Below are 20,588 nucleotides of genomic sequence, written 5' to 3'. Positions count from 1 at the left end.
AATCATTATGAATCAAGGCTGCATAACCTTCACCATCTGCGCCTCGAATTCGGCGTAAGTGATTTTACCCAAAGCCAAATCCATGCTATGAAGGTAGATCTGTTCTGTTTTCGAATAGCTTCGCTCCACCTTCAGCGATTGCTCCTCCCCCGGGAGGGGCTTCAGGACATGACACTTGTTCGCAAAAGCTTCGAAATAGCGGTAGCCGAATTTGCGTTGCGAAATCGCGTCTATATGAATGCCATCAGGATTCGCGGTCAACTCTGCTGCCGTTACGAAGTAACAGTTATGCTGTTCCTTAGCGAAGCGCTGCAATTGTTCATTGACCTGCAAATACTCTGTTGCTTGCTGTCCAAAACCAGTCTTCCCAAGGAAATCACCAAGTCCGCCAATGATCAACGGCACCTCATCAAGCTTCAATTCGTTTCTTAGGGTCCCGATGATCAGGCTTAATTTCTCGTAATACGTTTCATGCAGCGATTGATAACTGTCGCTCTCACCCTGGTGCCACAGAATTCCGCAGATTTGACTGGACCGCAAGGCGAAGCGGGCCTCAGACAAAGCATGCTGAAAAAGGATGCCCTCCGGATGCCAATCATTCAAAGAACTGCCGCCTTCTGCACAAGGAATCAAACCAATTTCTTCATTAGGATTGGCGTTCGACCAGGCAGCGGCGAAAGACGCTGCTAGGCTTACACCGGAAACCGGACGGTCATAATTAATCGGCTCTGTCATCATCTGCCACTGTCCATTACGCAGCATTTTTATTTTTTCATTATATATAGGGGCCACTTCATCCAAAAATCCACGGCCTGCCATATTAGATTGACCCAGCATTAAAAATGATTTTATCATTTAATTTTCATTCCTTTACATAACTAATATAGACTAATTGAGTCATTATATAGTCTGATTAGACTAAAATCAATTAATGATCATTATGCCTGGAATTAGAGCATCAAGGTCCACAGGATTTCTACACTATTTTTTTCATAGGGATGTTGACTTTGACGCCGTGTCGTACTTTATGCTTTTGATGGAAAGGAGGGCTCACGGAATGCAAACCATTAGCGAGGTTACCAAAAACTATCCGGTTTCCACAAGAATGCTTCGATACTATGAGCAGATCGGGCTGCTTAAAAGTGTGAAGAAGGAGGGATATGCTTACCGCACGTATGAGGAGAGTTCATTGGTAAGATTAGAACAGATTTTAGTTCTAAGAAAGCTGAGAATTCCGTTGAAGGAAATTCAAAGGATTCTGCAGAGTGATGAGTCCAGGATCGCACTTGCTGTGTTCCAAGAAAAGATCTATGAACTATCCAGCGAAATGACGGCATTGTCTGTCATTCACAATGTACTGCAAAACTTGGTAGATCAACTCAAGCTCCATGCCGAAGTGAAGCTGAACCCGGGAGTCTGGATGGATAAAACTCTGCTACAGATCGTTGAAGCCCTTCCGTTATCCAAAAGTAATCTCAAGGAGGACCTATCCATGAACGATTTGATCAAAGCAGATCAACATTTATCCACGCTTAAGGATGTACGGATTGTTTACCTTCCGCCTTCACCAGTGGCTTCGATCCAAGTAATTGGAAAATCACCGGAGTATGAAACGGGGATGGAGTTGCAAAAGTTTATGATGGACACGAAGCTGGCCCAACTCAAGCCTGATCTGCGGCATTATGGATTTAATCATCCGAATGGAGTACAACCGGATGGATCGGACCATGGGTACGAGAGATGGGTAACGATACCTGATGATCTAGAGGTACGTGAACCGTTCGTGAAGAAGCATTTTACCGGTGGCTTATACGCAGCTCACATGATTCCCATGGGCAACTTCGAGGAATGGGGATGGTTGACCGAGTGGGTCGAGCACCATGAGGAGTATGAACCGAACTGGGGAGATCCCGATTGTATGTATGGTTCAAAGGAAGAGCATTTGAATTACATCAACCAGTATCATTTAAGCAATGAGGAAATCGACAAGGTGGTACAATTGGATTTACTACTTCCGATAAAGTCAAAGTTGAACCGGTAAATGATATAAGGCCATCCCGTAAAGGATGGCCTTAAAACTTTTGAAGAGAGAGGGCGTTCAGCTACCAGAAGCTTGCTTCATTTAGTTTGATCGGGATGCCGAATTCCATTTCGCACTGTCCATCCGGATGGTGAAGGGAGTTCGGGAAGTGAATCTCCAGGGCCGGACGTGAAACGTCCCATATATACGGGCTTAGGGGAAGCCACTCGATGGAGACCAGGTGCAGCAAATCTTTCGCTATATCCTGTCTGTCTGTTAAAATCCGCACCATGGCGTACTTGCCTCCGGGAATCGTCCGGATGCCCAGATCGCCAGTCGGCGTCATCTGTTGCTCCGTTGTAATGCAGGCATCATACCTGTGTCTGCCATCCGGCGTGATGAAAGGGTCGTCGAGGATGAGTCCGACCGTCAAACATCCTTTTTTCAGTGCTTCTCTCGCGTCCAACCACGAGGCTAACCGCTCAAAGAGCTCTTTAATGTCCGAATTGATTTCTCCTTCATTGATGGTTCCCCTATACCGGGCGTAGATAGCATTCATTGGAGTAAGGTTGCGAATCTCAATCGGGAGATCCGCCAGCTTGTGGGACAGTTCGGTGGACTTTTCAAAGGTTAATCGGGCCCTGAACCGTTCCGCAATCGTCTGGAGAGGAAACCTGTCCCGGCATTCGGAAGCGCTCAGCCCGGTATGCTCACGGAACACTCTGCAAAAGTGGGCCGGGGTTTGCAGACCACAATCCAAGGCGATATCAGTTATGCTCCGGTTTGGGTGGAACAACAGTAGCTTGATTGCCTTCTCGATGCGGATCCGCCGGGTAAACCCGTGCACGTTCTCGCCCATCACCACTTTGAACACCCTATGGAAGTGAAAGGGGGAGAAGGCGGCCACGTCCGACACTTCTTTAAGGGTTAAAGGCTCCGTAAGATGCTCCTCCATGTAGTTGACGACATGGTTGACCCGGTATCGGTATTCCAATTCCAACGCTTTGGCTACCACCATCCGTTTCACCGTCCCCCCTTATTTTCATTATTGATTCAATCCTATCTCTATTATAGCAAGAATTGTTAATCGGGTAGCAAGAAATTGGAAGATGATACTCACCCATTACACTACCATAAGGGAAGCAAGAATAATAACCTTAAAGGGTGTGTTAATGTATGACCGAATTATTCCGTTATGCCAAGCTGGCCATGTTGGCAGGGGCAGCTAGCCTGATCCTTACCATGTCCGCTTGCTCTTCCGAAAAGTCCTTAGCCCCTGTGATGTCCCCCGGCAACTCCAAGGTGATCAGCTTGCCCAACGGGGAGTGGCCGATCGGCACTCCAGAGCAGGTTGAGATGAATCCCAAGGAAGTCGAAGCAGTGATGCAATATGCCAAGGAATCGCCGGTTCTCTCTATGCTAGTTGTTAAGGACGGCACAATTGTCTCCGAGTATTACAAGGATGGCATGTCGGATTCCAAGCTGGCTATAAACTCGATCACCAAGAGCGTGACATCGCTCTTGATCGGGATAGCTATCGACAAAGGTTATCTGAAAGGAATAAATGAGCCGATAGAGTCATTTTTCCCCGAATATAAGGAGTTGTTCGATTCACCCGATAAGAGATCCATTACATTAGAGCACTTGCTCAGCATGACAAGTGGCTTGCATTTCCCGGAATGGACTGATTGGAATTATATGATCCAGCCTATGACGGAGACCAAGGACTGGAACCAATTTGTACTCAGCCAACCGATGGGTTCTAGGCCAGGTGAAATATGGAACTACAATACAGGCGGTTCCCAATTAATGGCGGCGATTCTCAGGAAAACGACTGGGCAATCCGAACTCGATTTTGCCAAGGAGCATCTGTTGGGTCCTCTCGGAATTGATAGCGTGAAGTGGCCCCGTTCACCGGACGATTCGAATTCAGGGGGCTTCGGCCTGAAGATGAAGCCAAGGGATCTGGCCAAGATTGGCCAATTGGTGCTTAACCGTGGCGTATGGGATGGCAAGCGCATCGTCTCGGAAGCATGGATCCGGGAATCGACCTCTCGGCATTCGGAGGGGAATGTGTCTTTCGGCGAATATGGCCACCATTGGTGGATGAATCAGTACGGCGGGCACAAGGCAGTTTTCGGTATGGGTTATGCCGGCCAATATCTGACCATCGTACCCGACCTGAATCTAGTGATCGTCGTGAACTCGGCTGCTACCGGGAATCCCCAGGATACCCTCCTTCCTATCCAGTTTATCGAGAGCTTGGTTAAAGCGGTGAAGAACAAATAGAGGACATAGTCCTAGCCTGCCGCTGTTTTATTGAACTCCAACCAACGTTGAAATTCGAATTTATACGACAAATTAAAGGGCACCCACACGAATGCTCTTTAATTTCGCTGTTAGAGTGTTACGGTGAACCATATCATAACTACCCCTCGATCATGGAGATTATGACCGAAGTGTTTGATAATGAAGCATCACGATCTGACCCATTCGCTCGGAATGGGTTAAAGTTAGATTCTCTGGCGCTGTTCCGGCAGGGAATAAGGGGATGCCTTCTCCCAGAAGGGTGGGAATAAGCGCAATTTGGAGCTCATCCAGCAATTGCAGCTTCAGGACGCTCTGGACAAGCAATCCACCGCCTACAATCCAGACCTTGCCTTCTGAGGTTTGCTGTAACCGGGGGATAAGCCGGTCAATGGATTCGCCTGTAAAAACTACATGTGGCGCAGGCGGTTGCTCGGAATGCGTAAGGACAAAAGCCGGTTTATCTGCATAGGGGAATTCATCGGCTAGCTTCAGCACCTCTTCATAAGTATTTCGCCCCATCACTACGCTTCCCACAGTTCCATAGAATTCACTATACCCGTTATCCCCTCCATTTCCTTCGATCTCATACAGCCAATCGACAGAGCCATCGGATCTTGCAATGTAACCATCCAGACTCATAGCGATGTACAGCACAACTTTATGTTTTGACATTGTTAATCGCTCCTTTCTAGATTTAATGATACACTAGAACTATGACAAAATATGACGTAGTTAGGTGGGGCCATTGATTAATCGAAGACTGGAAATTATGCGGACATTGGATTCAAGGACCAAATTTACGGCCCGCCAGCTGGCAGAACGATTCGGAGTATCGCTAAGGACGATCCAACGCGATCTGGATTATCTGCAGCAGATGGGGCTTCCTCTGTATTCGGAGGTAGGCATACACGGGGGGTACCGGGTGCTGCCGAACCGGATTTTGCCGCCCCTTCAATTAACACAGCACGAGGCGTTGGGATTGTTCCTGATGATTGAATATTTGGAGCATATTCCTGACTTTCCCTATGGAATCATCCGGGCTCAACTGGCAGATCAGTATTATTCCGGATTGCCGGATGATGTGCGGGATCTGATTAGTCGTTCGAAGCAGCATCTTGCTGTTCTTCAGCACTCTTCGATACGCCCAGCTCCGTTAACGACCCAGGTGTTAGGTGCAGCCGTGGAGAAGAGAGAGATTACATTTGCTTATCATTCCCGCAGCGGCAAGAAGAATGTGCAGGTCTATCCGCTCGGGATTTATTATGAACAAGGGTATTGGTATATGCCCGCCAGCAAGCAGGGTGAGATTCGCCTGTATCGGGTTGATCGGATGGAGCAGCTGGAGGAAGGGCCTCACCGAATAGAGGATTCACTTCCGACGCTCGCAGCATGGATGAAGGCCGGGGAGACCAGGGATAGCACCGAAGTCATATTACATTTTACGGATATGGGCGTAAGGCTAGCGGAGTCGGACCGGTTATTCGCTTCAGTTCTGGACAGGGAATGGCGCGGCTATATTCCTGTGGAAGAGTTCCCGTTCACGGCGCAGAAGCTGCTTGCATACGGACCGGAAGTAAAGGTGGTCTCTCCAAGGGAATTGCAGGAATCCGTCAGAGAGTTACTAGAGAAGACTATAAGTCAGTATTCATAAAATACTCAATATCCATTTTCCAGGGGTGTTGACAGTGATGCTGATGCGATCATTCCTGTCGAGATCAGTGGTCAAAAAGCGCATGAGCGGATTGCAGACGACATGAATTAAAGATAGCCGGTTGACACGAAAGTAATTAGGTGCCATACTATATCTATGAACAACAATAGAAAAATAAATGACATGGAGGCTATTCCCTCCCTTGTACAATCCCAGCGCCAGATTAATCGCTATAACCTAGACATGGACGCACAGGCTATACTCGTCGCATCTAGGCTAATGGCAGCGGGAGCCCAGCTTGGTCAGGCCTCGGAGATTCATTTCTCCAGATTCGGCTTATCAACAGGTCGATATCGTGTATTGGCAGATCTTGAGGATAACGAAGGAGAAGAGTTGCCTTCGCAATTAGCAGAGCATCTAGGCGTTACACGTGCTACAGTGACTGGTCTGATCGACATTCTTGAACGAGATGGCCTAGTATCTAGGCGGTTAAGCTCAAAGGATGGCCGCCAGAGATCGGTTATTTTGACGGAAGAAGGAGCGAAGAAGCTACGTGAAATGGCTCCGGAGCATTTCGCTTGGCTGGAGGCCACGGTGGGCTTACTCAGTATAGACGAGCGCAGCGTATTCCTCGACTTGCTGGGCCGGGTTACACAAGGCATCTCTGCACTTACGGAGGAACCAGGCTCGAAACCAAAGTGAAGCATCAGTAATGAGTAGAATGGGCTAGTCATGCTAGCCTATTTTTACTCCTATATAGTTAGGTTCCTAATTATATCTCGCTGAAAGCACTCAAATGGATTGATCTCGAAGAAAGAAGGGGGCAAACGAAATGAACCAGATGAAATACCCGAATCCAACAGATGATGCTTACGGTATCAAGACTGTGGGTTCCAGGAAAAAGCCCTTTGCACTATGGCGTGAAGTTGTAATGGCCTATGCTGCTCCTGCCATCATGGCAGGTATTGGGGGATTGGTTACTGCTGATAGGGGGCTTAAAATCGGAGCATTAACCACAATCGGCGGTGCATCGGCCTTGATGGCCTTGATGATTAGCCTTTTGTTGCACAGCCGAGTGGGCCATATGCGATGGGTCACAGGTGCACCTCGCTTGGTTGTGGTAGGAGGGTTCGCAATAGCCGGGTCCTTGTTTGGCCTATGCGCGGCATGGGTGACATCTGGTGTACTAGAACTTATGATGCCGGACCATCACTTGGCCTGGGTTGATCGCGCCTGGATCGATTTCCCGTTGTCTGGATTCATAGCAAGCACGATAGTGACATGGCGGTGGCGTCTTGCCGCCACAACCCATTTGACATCCAAAAGGAGAAGAAAAAAATGATAGTTATTATGGGAGCAACAGGTACGATAGGCAGTGCGCTGGTGGAACGTTTGGCTGATCTTGGCGTGCCCGTCAGGGCTCTGAGCAGAGAGCCAGAGAAGTTGCGTAAGCAGATCGGAGAAAAGGGGTCGTGGGCTATCGAGGTCGTATGGGCAGATGCTGCTGACCCCGAATCGCTGCGCCGCGCCTTTACAGGTGCCAGCCATCTCTTCCTCGCTATGTCCAACAGTCCAAGACAAATCGAATTGGAAACTTCAATCATTCAGATTGCAGGCGAATCTGGAATCGAGCACATCGTGAAAATATCCAGCCCTGCCTTTGAGCAGAGCTCCCCAGTAGCAGTGGCGGGCTGGCATCAAGAAATTGAGAAAGTGCTAAGGGAATCAGGTCTTACCTCCACCGTGTTGCGCCCATATGCATTCATGCAAAATCTAATGCGCTTTGCACCAACGATTACAACTCAAAATGTTTTCTTCGGCTCCATGGGCCATTCACCGTGTAACTTCATTGACTGCCGTGATATCGCAGATGTTGCCGCAGAAGCTCTAACTAACCCTGAGGTCACAGGCCAAATATATACGCTTACGGGTGCAGAGCTTTTCAGCTATCCTCAGATCGCGGAACGACTATCCGCCTTGCTCAATCGGCCAATAAGTTACATCAATATGGAACCCGAAGAACTACTCCGTAATCTTATTGAACACGGGCATATGCCTCCTTGGCTTGCGAACCATGTTGTGGAGATTCAATCCATGTCTATGGTGGTTCCAGAACGTCCAAATGACACGGTGAGTCGCCTGCTCGGCAGAGAGCCGCGTAAGCTGGAAGCCTTTCTGCATGAGAGTGTAGACAATTTCCGGTAGAGGTATCTTAGTTTAAGGAACATTCCGGTGAACTATCATAGCTTAATAAACTGCCCGACGGTTTAGGCCGTCACTTCATCTGTAGTTACGCAGGAGAAACCGTATCATAAGTACTGCCAAAGCAACAAAGGAATTAATAATTAGTTCAAAGTACACGATAAAACTTTGTCTCCAAAAGCTTTAATATCCTCCAAGTAGTCGTACCCTGGTGGATTTGGACCTGCTTGATTGTACATTCTAACCGCAACTAGCCGATGTTCAGGAATAACCAAACAGGCACAGCCAGTTAGTCCCAGCATTTGATAGGACCCAGGTGGAATTGTGTTTCCTATTTCAGAAATAGCTCTAGGCTTATCCTGAATCCACCAAGCGAAGCCATTCCTAGGCAATGTATCTTCAAAATTTGCCGGGCTCTGATTGGTTGTAGCTTGTTCTATAACCTCTTTTGGAACAAGCTGTTGTCCATTAACGAGTCCACGGTTCAGGTGAAGATAGCCCCAAAAAGCCAATTCACGGGCACTTACAAAAAGATTGGCTTCCCCCCCTTGGTCATCAGCATACTCTTCATTTAACCATACTAAATTGTCATCTCTATTCTTACACCAACCTGTCTCAATGAAATTGCAGGGTTTGAAAACATATTGTTGCATGACCTCTGACAGAGGCACTTCAAATAACTTCCGTATTAATCTAATAAGCATATTGATCCCTATATTGTTATAATTCCAATTCGTTCCCGGCGGGAATAGTTTTTCATGATTATTTTTGAGTCCATGAGTATGTGTTAATAAATGTCTTATTCTAACTCCTTGGACAGCAGCTGGGTTTAAATCATCTAAGCAATCTGAAATATAATCATCAAGACTTGCAAGTTTATTTTGGTATAAGGCCAAGCTAATAGCAAAGCCAATGTACGACTTTCTTACTGAAGCAACATTAAACCGGGTGGAGGGCATTACAGATTGTATCTTTGAATTAGACTCATATGAGCCAAAGTAGCTTTCATTAACAATGGTGTCATTATGGATGATAAATGTAGCGGCTGCGGAACAGGAAATTTGGTTCTTAGCTTTAATTACATGGTCAGTAAGCGCCAAATATTTATCGTTTTTAGTATATACTACTTCTTTTTGTACGATCATAATCTCGTTTCACCTCTGTTTATAATAAACCTGCCAGCCAGTATGGAATATAAAAATCTAGAGAAACAAAATGCAAGCCATTGGTTTGTGCTTTTTGCCGTAGCTTAAGTGAAGCTCTTATTTTATGATTAATGATGCTGAATTTGGGCGGTTACTTGAAGTAGGAGGTAAGGATCATTTATGACTGAATTATTAGCTCCAGCAGGGAATATGGAGGCTTTAAAAGCTGCAATATCTAATGGGTGTGATGCAATATACTTGGGCATGCAGAAATTTGGTGCACGCGCCTACTCCTCTAATTTTGATGTAGAATCGTTACAAGAGGCTGTTACGTATGCGCATCTGAGGGACGTTAAAATCTATGTTGCCATGAATACCATCGTGTTCGAAAACGAAGTGGAAGAGATGAAAGAGCAGATACACGAATTAAATGAAATCGGTGTGGATGGCATTATCGTCCAGGACCTGACTGCTTTCGATTATATCGTTAAAAATTTTCATGATATGGAAGCACATTGTTCCACTCAGATGGGAATAGACGATGTAGACGGAACTTTATTATTTAAAGAACTGGGTGCAAAAAGAGTAGTTCTGTCCCGTGAGGTTAAGATTGAAACAGTCAAAGAGATCAAAAGAGTAGCTGACATCCCTTTAGAAATTTTCGTTCACGGTGCTTTATGTGTATCTTATTCGGGAAACTGTCTAATGTCAGGATTAACCGGCTTCAGGTGCGCAAATCGCGGAAGATGTGTGGGTTCATGCCGTAAGGAGTACGAACTCATCGATCAGACAACAGATACATCTTTAGGCAAAAGCTATATTCTATCGACTAAGGACTTGAACACCATTGATTATATCGATGATCTGAAAGAAATTGATTCTTTAAAAATAGAAGGCCGTATGAAAGTGCCTACGTATGTGGCTAATGTGGTATCCAAATATCGCATGGCCTTAGATCATAAAATCACCGAAGCAGACAAAGAAAATCTGAAAAAAACATTTAATCGGACATTTACTAAAGGATATCTGTTTCACGAGGACCGGAGGAATATTACAAACATCGCAAGACCTAATCACTTTGGTTATGAGATTGGAACCATCAGCAGGGTTGAGAAGGACAGGTATGAAATCACACTTACACGTCCTTTAAATCAGAACGATACCATCCGAATCAGTCACGACAATGAAGATGTTAATCTGACGGTTGCCAAGCTGTACAATAAAGAGGGCGACTTAATCAACACAGCAGATGTTGTCTGCTATATCAAAGTCAAAGAAAAGATGTCTACGGGAGATGTAGTCTATAAAACGAAGGATTATTTCTACCATAAAGAATTAGAAGCATCACTGGAAAAAGAATTTAAACGGTTCAGCCTAGATATTACAGTATATGCATATCCAGATTCAAAGCTAGTCATAGAGGCGGAGGGCTTAGGCTTTAATTATTCCTATGAAAGCGAGGAAATACTAGGCGAAGCCATTAATAATCCAACCACCAAAGACCAGGTCATCAAGCAATTCTCCAGATTAAATGATACGATCTTCGAGCTTCATCAGGTCGATTATGAGGAAGGCAATGCGTTTATTCCAGCTAAACTGTTAAATGCCGCAAGAAGAGATATTGTCCTGGGCTTATATGACCTAAAGCTTAACAGCCAGCAGAAGAGAACCAAGACTGCGAAAGCAAAAGAAAAAATAAGCTTTGCCCCTGTTACACCATACCTTACAGCTTCTGTAACGACTAAGGAACAGTATGATGCTTGCGTGAGCTGTGGAATTAAGGAAATCTATTTTGACAATGTGGTTAGAAGAAACCAAAATGATTATAAGGAAAAAGAAGGGCAGCTGCTGATCGGAGGATATGGCGGAATTCATCACTACAGAGAAACCAATCCATTTGTTACGGACTATTCTCTAAATGTTATTAATGCTACTAGCTGCTATGAACTATATAAATTAGGTGCCAAACGGGTTACTTTATCTTATGAAATGAATAAGAGCCAAATTGAAGATGTAATAAATGCCTATGTTGAACAAAATGACGGCTATCCTGCGCTGGAAATGATTGTGTATGGCAAGGCTCCGTTGATGTTCACCAAATATTGTCCGATGAGAAAAATGAATCAATGCAGAGTATGCAGAACGAAGAGCTATGAGTTAAAAGATGAGCAAGGAACGTTCCCGATCCTTTCCCATGAGGATTGTACAGCGACTATTCTTAACGGGAAGACGCTTAATCTGTTAGATGAGCTGCCGGACATCACAGGGATCGGGGCGCTCCGGTTAAACTTCACCGTTGAATCTACAGAGCAGGTTATGCAAGTCATTCATATGGCCGCAGGCAAATTAAATGGTTCAATGAATCATGCTGTCTTTAATCAGGACACTGACACAAGAGGGCATTATAATAAAGAGATTGTGTAGTTGTGGAAGGATGGCCTTCAGATGAAAATATTATTAGTTGAAGATGATAAGACGATCGCGTCGGGACTGGAATATTCACTGCAGCAAGAGGGTTATTCGACTGTTCTCTGCCATAATGTCGCTTCAGCCCGAAAGGTGCTCGCCGAAGACATCGATCAGTTCACCTTGTGCCTGTTCGATTTACAGCTTCCAGACGGAACTGGCTATGAATTATGCAAGATGGTGAAGGAACGGCGGGATATTCCGGTCATTTTCTTAACGGTGATTGATGATGAGGTCAATGTCGTGATGGGGCTCGATATGGGAGCCGATGATTACATTACCAAGCCTTTTCGGGTTCGCGAGCTTCTCTCCAGGATCAAATCCGTCTTGCGGAGATATCAGAAGCTGTCCCACGCCGGAGCGGTTATCGACATTGACAATGTGCGCATCCATACACTGGAAGGCAAAGTATATAAAAACGGTGCCGAAATTTCGCTAACCGCCCTGGAATACCGCTTATTGTTGATCTTTGGCAACCACGTTGGACAGGTCCTCACCAGGAATCAGCTCTTGGAGCAAATCTGGGACGTGGCGGGCGACTTCGTGAATGATAACACGTTAACGGTCTATATCAAAAGGCTAAGGGAAAAGCTGGAGGATAATCCGGAGCAGCCGGCTTTGATCAAAACGGTACGCGGTTTAGGCTATAAGGTTGGTGATTAGATGCTGCGCAATCGGGAAAATCTTATATTATTGCTCGTCATGGGCTCGATCAGCGTATCGGCGATCGTCATTGCTGCTTTCATTTCGTCTGCCGCGGCAGTCCTGGTTATTATTGTATCCGTGCTGCTTACCGGCACAGCTGTATTATTCACAAAACGGAGATATTATGAGCTAGAGAAGCTGTCCGTCTATTTGCGGGAGATTAGCAGCGGCCAGGCCTCCCTTGACCCTCGCGATAATCAAGAAGGGGAGCTTAGCATCTTAAAGAATGATATTTACAAGGTGACACGCATGCTCTCCGAGCATCGTTCGCTATTGCAGCAGGATAAGCTTCAACTGACCGATGCCATCTCCGATATTTCACATCAACTCAAAACACCGATCACCTCTATGACAGTCATGGCAGATCTGTTAAGCGCCCCTGATCTGCCTCCACTCAAAAGAACGGAGTTCACCCATCATATTCGCATTCAGCTTGAACGGATTGATTGGCTGGTTTCATCCTTATTAAAGCTAGCGAAAATGGATGCGGGAACGATCCCGTTCAAAAAAGATCGAATACACATGAAAACCCTAATCCAAAAGGCACTGGAGCCGGTTATGATTCCGATGGATATTAAGGGCCAGACCGTTTCCATCATAGGGGATGATAACGTCTCTTTTGACGGCGATTTCCACTGGACTGCTGAAGCGGTTATCAATATTTTGAAGAATGGAGTGGAGCATACACCTGAGGGCGGTGCGATTACCATCACATTTTCCGACAACGTGCTATTTACGGAAATCGTTATTGCTGACAACGGAGGGGGCATTCCGAAAGAGGATTTGCCTTATATATTCAAACGTTTTTATAAAGGAAAGAATGCTAATGAAGGAAGCATCGGTATAGGGCTTGCGATGGCCCACAGCATCATTGCAAGCCAGAACGGCGTGATTGATGTAACGAGCGACAGCGGGACTGGTACAGAGTTTCGGATTAAATTTTATAAGCATGTCATTTAACAGTACTCTGTAAGTGACTGAACTGTCACCTCCAAAGTCACTGTAAAGTCATTTTAGACAGATAAAATGATATACATCAGATGAACGATGGAGGTACAACCATGCAAATGCAAATGAAGCAGCAGCGCAAGATTACTTTTTTTATCACGATAGGCTACACCCTGATTATTCTTTATTTTATGTTTTTTGCTTTCGGCAGAGCGGATACTGTAGATCAAACCAGTCAGTACACCTTTATTTTTTTGCCGGACGACTTTTTTAGGGTGCCGGGTCTTTCCGATCTCCTGCATCCGACACTGATGGACTTGGTGGGTATTGGAAATATTGCAGCCTTCATACCTTTTGGCATACTGTTTCCGTTGTTATACCGCACCAGCTTTGTTCGCTTCATGACAGGGTTTATCCTGTCCATTCTTGTGGTGGAGACCATCCAGGCCCTAACATTCCTCGGCAGCTTTGACATGAACGACGTCATAACGAACTCAGTGGGCGCTGCTATTGGATTCGGGGGCTACAAGATTGGCTTCCGTACAAAAAACTACTGGAGAAATATCACTGCTACGGGAATTTCCAGTGCTGTATTAATGCTCGGCGTGTGGGGGGTCTTCGGAGTAGTTGATCAAGTGTTCACCAAAGAGTTGGCCCCTTTTGTAGCGATAAACGAATGGAAAGATAGCACCGGAAATCGATTAACGGGAATCAAACAGGACAGTCTTAAAATTGGCGGTCAAGACGTGACACCTAAGTATAATGTGTATGGCACCGAAGGTAAAAAGAAGGAAACCTATACGTATTCGCTAGGCAATAAGGGAGAGCTGTATCTTAGCTTGAATTATGGAATTCCTGATCATAAGGATTTTCAGGGCAGCCTAAAGGTTACCGTTGACGGGCAGGAGCTCCTGTCTGTATCTGCAAAAGATCAGCTCCATGAGCCGGATAATAGGATCCTTCATCTTACCGGGGCTAATGAGCTTAAGATAACCATTGAGGGGAATGAAACCCTGTGGGATGTTGGATATAGAGAGATGGTATATTCCTGGAATTGAGCATCTGGGGAAGGAGGGATAGGAATGGAGATTTTAACCATTGAAAATTTGTCCAAAATATACGGCACGGGCGAATCGGCGGTGAAGGCACTTGATGATGTTTCCTTTTCGGTCCAAAAAGGTGAATTCGTCGCAATTATCGGACCTTCCGGATCGGGGAAATCGACACTCCTTCATATGCTGGGCGGTGTGGATCGACCGACTGGCGGGAAAGTGTATGTTCAGGATACGGATATGTATACCTTGGACGAAACGCAGCTGGCCATCTTCAGACGCAGGCAAATCGGGCTGATCTACCAGTTTTTCAATCTGATTCCCGTCCTGACGGTGGAAGAGAATATTACGCTGCCGCTCTTGCTGGATCAACAAAAGGTAGATCAAAAGCAATTGGCTGATCTTGTGAATACGCTGAATTTGCAGCATCGATTAAACCATCTGCCGAATCAGCTATCCGGCGGACAGCAGCAGCGTGTCTCAATTGGCAGGGCGATCATCGGCAATCCTGCGATCATGCTGGCCGACGAACCCACCGGGAATCTGGACAGCAGGAATAGCAGCGAGATCATCGTTTTATTAAAAATGCTGAATAAGACGTATCATCAGACACTGATCGTAATCACGCATGACGAACGGATTGCCCTGCAAGCCGACCGAATCATTTCGATTGAAGATGGGAGGATTGCCAAAAACGAGGTGATCAGGCGATGAATATTGTCAATACATTAACCATCCGCCATCTGAAGCAGAACAAGAGACGAACACTTGTGACTATTTTTGGCGTAATTATTTCGGTATCCATGATGACCGCTGTCATTACGCTTATTTTTTCCTTTGCGGATTTAATGATCAGACAAACAATCTCAGATACAGGGGAGTGGCATATTCAGTATCAGGATATAACCAAGAAACAGCTTGCAGCGATACAGGACGATGATGCAACCAAAACGGTTGCCATCACAAGAGACCTTGGGTATGCCCCATTAGAAGGGGGACAAAATTCCAATAAGCCGTACTTGTTCATCCAGGAATATGATAAGCAAGGGTTCACACAATTTCAGATTGAAATAAGCAAGGGACGTCTTCCGCACACGGACAAGGAGGTTGTGATCTCCGAGTCTGTTGCAACAAATGGCAAAGTGAAGTACGAAATCGGCGACCGTCTAACGCTTCGCGTCGGCGACCGATTCGAACAAGGGGGCGATCATCCCCTGGATCAGACGGCACCGCTGCGCAGGAAAGACGGCACATTGACGGAGACATTACAGCATAGCGTAATTAGGGATTATACGGTGGTAGGTTTCATTAAACGTCCGGTGTCGGAAACGGCTTGGGCCCCGGCTTATACGATCATTAGCTATGTCGATGATCAAATCATCGGGGGAGAGGATCGGGTCGATGCGTCGGTGGTCTTGAAGCAGGTCAATCCGTTCTTGTTCGCACATGCGGAGAAGCTGGCTGAGACAAACCAAATTCACACTGTCCAATATAATAATGATTTGCTTCATTATTATGGCTTGTCCAGCAGCGGAGCCTCATCCAGCATGATGTTCTCATTATCGGCAATCCTTATGGGGACCATTATCATTGGCTCGGTTGGACTCATCTATAACGCCTTTGCGATATCCGTCTCGGAACGTTCCCGCTATTTAGGGATGCTCGCGAGCGTGGGGGCAACGAAAAGGCAGAAGCGAAATTCCGTATTTTTTGAAGGGATCATCATTGGTTTGATCAGCATTCCCATTGGCATCTTATGCGGTCTTGCCGGCATCGGAATCACCTTTTCGTTCATGAACACAATGATTGAAGGGGTATTAGGGACCAGTGAAAAGCTGAGGCTTATCGTCACGCCGTTAATGCTCTTGATGACTTGTCTTGTTTCGATGCTGACGATTTTCGTTTCGGCGTATCTCCCGGCGGTTAAAGCCTCCAGGGTATCCCCCATGGACGCGATTCGCCAAACCACTGACGTAAAGCTTACGGGCAAAGCAGTGAAGACGCCCGAGATCATTCGTAAGCTCTTCGGAATCGAAGCCGAAATCGGGCTGAAAAACTTAAAAAGGAACAAACGAAGACATCATGTTATTCTTTTTTCGCTTGTCATCAGCATCGTTTTGTTTTTGACGATATCGTTTTTCACGGCTGGCCTGACACAATCTCTGGCATTGTCGCTGCAAGGCATCGATTACGATATTGAAGTGTCGTCCAGTAATGGCGAAAGACTAGATGACCGGTTGATGCAATCGCTTGTATCTCTGGATGGCGTCACGGAATACAACGTGAGTCATGAGTTAGTCAGGAACGCTTGGGTCGATGCAGCAAGCATCGCCGACGAATTGCAGGAGAAGGTTAAGCAGGATAGGAGTATGCTGCAAGACGGCAAATACCCTTATGAAATTAAGCTCTATGCACTGAATGATTCGAGCCTGCAAGCCTATGCCAGAGAGATTGGGGCAGATTACGAGCAGCTTACGGATCTGGATCATCCCGCCGCAATCGTGATGGATACGATTCGTTACAAAGATATAGATACGGGGAAATATATTCAGACGAAGTCCATATATGCGAATATCGGACAACCTATCGAGCTAACGAGTTTTTTTAAAGCGAGCGGGGAAGAAACGAAGACAAATCAAGTGATAATTGCCGCATTGACGGATAAGGCACCGATGGGGATGAGCCCGGTAGGCTTAGGCGGGTTAAATATGATCGTGTCGGAACGCGTCATGAAGCGGCTGGCAGACGGCGAGGAGCTGGCTAACGCTCCGATGTATCTCCATTTGAAAAGCACGGAACCGGTGAAAACGCAGCAGGAAATTGAAGCGATGAACGAGACCCATCTGAATGTCTACAATGTATATCAATCCAGAATAAGAGAAGAACAAAAGATTCTGCTGATGAACGTCTTTTCTTACGGTTTTATCGTATTAATCTCTGTGATTTCCGTTGCGAACATCTTTAATACGATCTCAACAGGGCTGGCTCTTCGCAAACGGGAATTTGCGATGCTGAAATCCGTAGGCGCGACGCCAAAGGGGTTTGCAAAAATACTGAACTATGAGAGTGTTTATTATGGGGTCAAGTCGCTCTTGTATGGGCTTCCTGTCAGTTTCGCCGTGATGGTTCTGATCTATAGAGCCTTTGCGAACAAATTCAGCTATGGGTTCACCCTGCCCTGGATGAGCATTCTGTCTGTCATTGTGTGTGTATTTGTCATTGTCAGCTCTGCGGTTGTTTATTCCGGAGCTAAAATAAAAAAGGAGAATATTATTGATGCATTAAAGCAAGAGAATATATGATTTACTTGGGATACAGCAACCATCTTTAAAACACCCTGCAATGCTTGCCTAAGTTTGCAGGACTATGCGTGAGGACAATGATCGTTATCATCGCGTTGGTGATGTTACTGCGCACTATTGGTGTTGACGTATGCGTCCTTATATCCCAATCAAGTGGCAGGGGTGGTCACGGTGGCGGGCGGGATGTATAAGGAAGGGTATCCGGCTGAAAAGGGAGATCCCCTCTCCCGGTTGGTGATGATGCCTGTTGTGGGACATGGGATGATGAACATTTTGTTCCCCTTGGTGGGCAAAATCATGGTGCGGAGCATAATGAAGGCCACCTTTGCGCCGGAGCCCGTCTTACTGAGATTTATCCTACACCGTAACTATTGTAGAGAGCGATCATATGGCCATCCCGATTCCGCTCCATATATCCGTAACAAGCTGCAAACCATTGGCTTGTGCTTTTTGCCGCAGCTTAAGTGCAGTTCTTATTCTATGATCAATGGTGCTAAGTTTGAGCAGTTATTGAAGCAGGAGGTAAGGATCATTTATGACTGAATTATTAGCGCCGGCAGGGAATATGGAAGCTTTGAAGGCTGCGATATCTAATGGTTGTGATGCAGTATACTTAGGCATGCAAAAATTTGGTGCACGCGCCTACTCCTCTAATTTTGATGTAGAATCGTTACAAGAGGCTGTGACGTATGCGCATCTGAGGGACGTTAAAATCTATGTTACGATGAATACCATCGTGTACGAAAACGAAGTTGAAGAGATGAAACAGCAGATCCGCAAATTAAATGAAATCGGTGTGGATGGCATTATCGTGCAGGACCTGACGGCTTTCAATTATATCGTTAACAACTTTCATGATATGGAAGCACATTGTTCCACTCAGATGGGAATCGACGATGTAGACGGAACTTTATTATTTAAAGAGCTTGGCGCGAAAAGAGTGGTTCTGTCCCGTGAGGTTGAGATTGAAAAAGTCAAAGAGATCAAAAGGGTGGCTGACATTCCTTTAGAAATTTTCGTGCACGGTGCTTTATGTGTATCTTATTCGGGAAACTGTCTGATGTCAGGATTAACCGGGTACCGGTGCGCAAATCGCGGAAGATGTGTGGGTTCATGCCGTAAGGCTTACGAGCTCATCGATAAGACAACAGGCACCTCTTTAGGGACAAGCTATATTTTATCGACTAAGGACTTGAACACGATCGATTATACCCATGATTTACAAGAAATTGATTCTCTGAAAATAGAAGGCCGGATGAAAGTGCCTACGTATGTGGCTAATGTGGTATCCAAATACCGCATGGCCTTAGATCATAAAATCACCGCAGAAGATAAAGAACATCTGAAAAAAACCTTCAATAGGACCTTTACCAAAGGCTATTTGTTTCACGAAGACCGGAGAAATATTACAAACATCTCAAGACCTAATAACTTTGGTTATGAGATTGGAACCATCAGCAAGATGATTAAAGATACCTATGAAATAACACTTACCCGCCCTTTGAATCAGAACGATACCATCCGAATCAGTCACAACAATGAAGATGTTAATCTAATGGTTGCCAAGCTGTACGATAAAGCTGGCGAATTAATCAACAAAGCGGATGATGTCTGCTATATCAAAATCAAAGAAAAGATGTCTGTGGGAGATGTAGTCTATAAAACGAAGGATTATTTCTATAACAAAGAATTAGAAGCCTCACTGGAAAAAGAATTTAAGCGGTTCAACCTGGATATTAGAGTATATGCATATCCAGGTTCAAAGCTTGTCATAGAGGCGGAGGGCTTAGGCTGTAATTATTCCTATGAAAGCGAGGAAACACTAGGCGAAGCCATTAATAATCCAACAACCAAAGACCAGGTCATCAAGCAATTCTCCAGATTAAATGATACGATATTCGAGCTCAATCAGGTCGATTATGAGGAATGCAATGCGTTTATTCCAGCTAAACTGTTAAACGCCGCAAGAAGAGATATTGTACTGGGCTTATATGATTTGAAGCTTAACAGCCAGCAGAGAAGAACCAAGACTGCGAACGCAAAAGAGAAAATAAGCTTTGCCCCTGTAACGCCGTACCTTACGGCCACTGTAACGAATCAGGAACAGTATGATGCCTGCGTGAGCTGTGGAATTCAGGAGATCTATTTTGAGAATGTGGTTAGACGAAATCAGAATGATTATGAGGAAAAAGAAGGGCAGCTGCTGATCGGCGGATATGGCGGAATTTATCACTATAGAGACACCAATCCGTTTGTTACGGACTATTCTCTAAATGTTATTAATGCGACTAGCTGCTATGAATTATATAAATTAGGTGCCAAGCGGGTCACTTTATCGTATGAACTGAATAAGAGCCAAATTGAAGATTTAATGAATGCCTATGTTGAAGAAAATGACGGCTATCCCGCGCTGGAAATGATCGTATATGGCAAGACCCCTTTGATGTTCACCAAATATTGTCCGATGAGAAAGATGAATCAATGCAGAGTCTGCAGAACGAAGAGCTATGAGTTAAAAGATGAGCAAGGAACGTTCCCGATCCTTTCTCATGAGGATTGCACAGCGACTCTTCTTAACGGGAAGACGCTTAATCTGTTAGATGAGCTGCCGAACATCCAAGGAATCGAGGCGCTGAGATTAAACTTCACCGTTGAATCTAAGGAGCAGGTTGTGGACGTCATTCATATGGCCGCAGGCAAATTAAACGGCTCCATGAATCATGCTGTCTTTAATCAGGAAACAGACACAAGAGGACATTTTAATAAAGAGATTGTGTAGGTAGGTTG

At 45.5% G+C, this 20,588-nt stretch carries 17 protein-coding genes; 13 read left to right on the top strand and 4 right to left on the bottom strand.

Going from position 1 to position 20,588, the window contains the following annotated elements; translation table 11 throughout:
• Positions 1–12 precede the first annotated feature (12 nt).
• Positions 13–855, bottom strand: coding sequence for a sialate O-acetylesterase (locus tag J2Z70_RS03125; RefSeq protein WP_209869169.1), 843 nt, complete (start codon positions 853–855; stop codon positions 13–15).
• Between the two features lie 202 nt (positions 856–1,057).
• Between J2Z70_RS03125 and J2Z70_RS03120 the strand changes: the two genes are divergently transcribed.
• Positions 1,058–2,041 carry an effector binding domain-containing protein gene (locus J2Z70_RS03120; RefSeq protein ID WP_209869167.1) on the top strand — a complete coding sequence of 328 codons (984 nt, stop codon included), beginning with the start codon at positions 1,058–1,060 and terminating at the stop codon, positions 2,039–2,041.
• Between the two features lie 61 nt (positions 2,042–2,102).
• On the opposite strand, the gene J2Z70_RS03115 is transcribed toward J2Z70_RS03120, so the two are convergent.
• The gene (locus J2Z70_RS03115; protein WP_209869164.1) at positions 2,103–3,038 is read right to left on the bottom strand and encodes an AraC family transcriptional regulator; all 936 of its coding nucleotides are present in this window, start codon (positions 3,036–3,038) and stop codon (positions 2,103–2,105) included.
• A 158-nt stretch (positions 3,039–3,196) separates the two neighbouring features.
• Between J2Z70_RS03115 and J2Z70_RS03110 the strand changes: the two genes are divergently transcribed.
• Positions 3,197–4,309, top strand: a complete 1,113-nt coding sequence (locus tag J2Z70_RS03110) for a serine hydrolase domain-containing protein (protein WP_209869161.1) — start codon at positions 3,197–3,199, stop codon at positions 4,307–4,309.
• 159 nt (positions 4,310–4,468) lie between these two features.
• Here the strand turns inward: J2Z70_RS03110 and J2Z70_RS03105 are convergent, their stop codons facing one another.
• Positions 4,469–5,002 carry a dihydrofolate reductase family protein gene (locus tag J2Z70_RS03105; RefSeq protein ID WP_209869159.1) on the bottom strand — a complete coding sequence of 178 codons (534 nt, stop codon included), beginning with the start codon at positions 5,000–5,002 and terminating at the stop codon, positions 4,469–4,471.
• A gap of 73 nt (positions 5,003–5,075) precedes the next feature.
• On the opposite strand from J2Z70_RS03105, the gene J2Z70_RS03100 reads away from it, so the two are divergent.
• The 4 genes from J2Z70_RS03100 (at position 5,076) to J2Z70_RS03085 (ending at position 8,186) form a co-directional block, all read left to right on the top strand.
• A complete protein-coding gene (locus J2Z70_RS03100) occupies positions 5,076–5,981 on the top strand; it encodes a helix-turn-helix transcriptional regulator (RefSeq protein ID WP_209869157.1) in 906 nt (301 codons plus the stop codon).
• A gap of 156 nt (positions 5,982–6,137) precedes the next feature.
• The gene (locus tag J2Z70_RS03095) at positions 6,138–6,683 is read left to right on the top strand and encodes a MarR family winged helix-turn-helix transcriptional regulator (RefSeq protein ID WP_209869155.1); all 546 of its coding nucleotides are present in this window, start codon (positions 6,138–6,140) and stop codon (positions 6,681–6,683) included.
• Positions 6,684–6,813: 130 nt separating this feature from the next.
• Positions 6,814–7,323 carry a hypothetical protein gene (locus tag J2Z70_RS03090; RefSeq protein ID WP_209869153.1) on the top strand — a complete coding sequence of 170 codons (510 nt, stop codon included), beginning with the start codon at positions 6,814–6,816 and terminating at the stop codon, positions 7,321–7,323.
• On the top strand, positions 7,320–8,186 hold the full coding sequence (locus tag J2Z70_RS03085; protein WP_209869151.1) for an SDR family oxidoreductase: 867 nt from the start codon (positions 7,320–7,322) through the stop codon (positions 8,184–8,186). The genes J2Z70_RS03090 and J2Z70_RS03085 overlap by 4 nt, the downstream gene beginning before the upstream one ends.
• Before the next feature lie 140 nt (positions 8,187–8,326).
• On the opposite strand, the gene J2Z70_RS03080 is transcribed toward J2Z70_RS03085, so the two are convergent.
• The gene (locus tag J2Z70_RS03080; RefSeq protein WP_209869147.1) at positions 8,327–9,328 is read right to left on the bottom strand and encodes a serine hydrolase domain-containing protein; all 1,002 of its coding nucleotides are present in this window, start codon (positions 9,326–9,328) and stop codon (positions 8,327–8,329) included.
• A gap of 180 nt (positions 9,329–9,508) precedes the next feature.
• Here J2Z70_RS03080 and J2Z70_RS03075 point away from each other — a divergent pair, with 180 nt between their 5' ends.
• The 7 genes from J2Z70_RS03075 (at position 9,509) to J2Z70_RS03045 (ending at position 20,580) form a co-directional block, all read left to right on the top strand.
• Positions 9,509–11,752, top strand: a complete 2,244-nt coding sequence (locus tag J2Z70_RS03075; RefSeq protein ID WP_209869144.1) for a U32 family peptidase — start codon at positions 9,509–9,511, stop codon at positions 11,750–11,752.
• Between the two features lie 21 nt (positions 11,753–11,773).
• Entirely contained in the window at positions 11,774–12,457 is a 684-nt protein-coding gene (locus tag J2Z70_RS03070) for a response regulator transcription factor (RefSeq protein ID WP_209869142.1), read from the top strand.
• On the top strand, positions 12,458–13,459 hold the full coding sequence (locus J2Z70_RS03065; protein WP_209869139.1) for a sensor histidine kinase: 1,002 nt from the start codon (positions 12,458–12,460) through the stop codon (positions 13,457–13,459). It abuts the gene before it with no gap.
• Between the two features lie 107 nt (positions 13,460–13,566).
• Positions 13,567–14,505, top strand: coding sequence for a VanZ family protein (locus tag J2Z70_RS03060; protein ID WP_209869348.1), 939 nt, complete (start codon positions 13,567–13,569; stop codon positions 14,503–14,505).
• Positions 14,506–14,529: 24 nt separating this feature from the next.
• Entirely contained in the window at positions 14,530–15,213 is a 684-nt protein-coding gene (locus J2Z70_RS03055) for an ABC transporter ATP-binding protein (RefSeq protein WP_036723022.1), read from the top strand.
• A complete protein-coding gene (locus J2Z70_RS03050) occupies positions 15,210–17,801 on the top strand; it encodes an ABC transporter permease (RefSeq protein WP_209869136.1) in 2,592 nt (863 codons plus the stop codon). The genes J2Z70_RS03055 and J2Z70_RS03050 overlap by 4 nt, the downstream gene beginning before the upstream one ends.
• A gap of 535 nt (positions 17,802–18,336) precedes the next feature.
• Positions 18,337–20,580 carry a U32 family peptidase gene (locus J2Z70_RS03045; protein ID WP_209869132.1) on the top strand — a complete coding sequence of 748 codons (2,244 nt, stop codon included), beginning with the start codon at positions 18,337–18,339 and terminating at the stop codon, positions 20,578–20,580.
• Positions 20,581–20,588: the final 8 nt, after the last annotated feature.

The sequence above is a fragment of the Paenibacillus silagei genome (genome assembly GCF_017874735.1).
Lineage (GTDB): Bacteria > Bacillota > Bacilli > Paenibacillales > Paenibacillaceae > Paenibacillus_AQ > Paenibacillus_AQ silagei.
The sequence above is the reverse complement of the archived record's forward strand: the minus strand, read 5'-3'. Positions and strand labels throughout refer to the sequence as shown.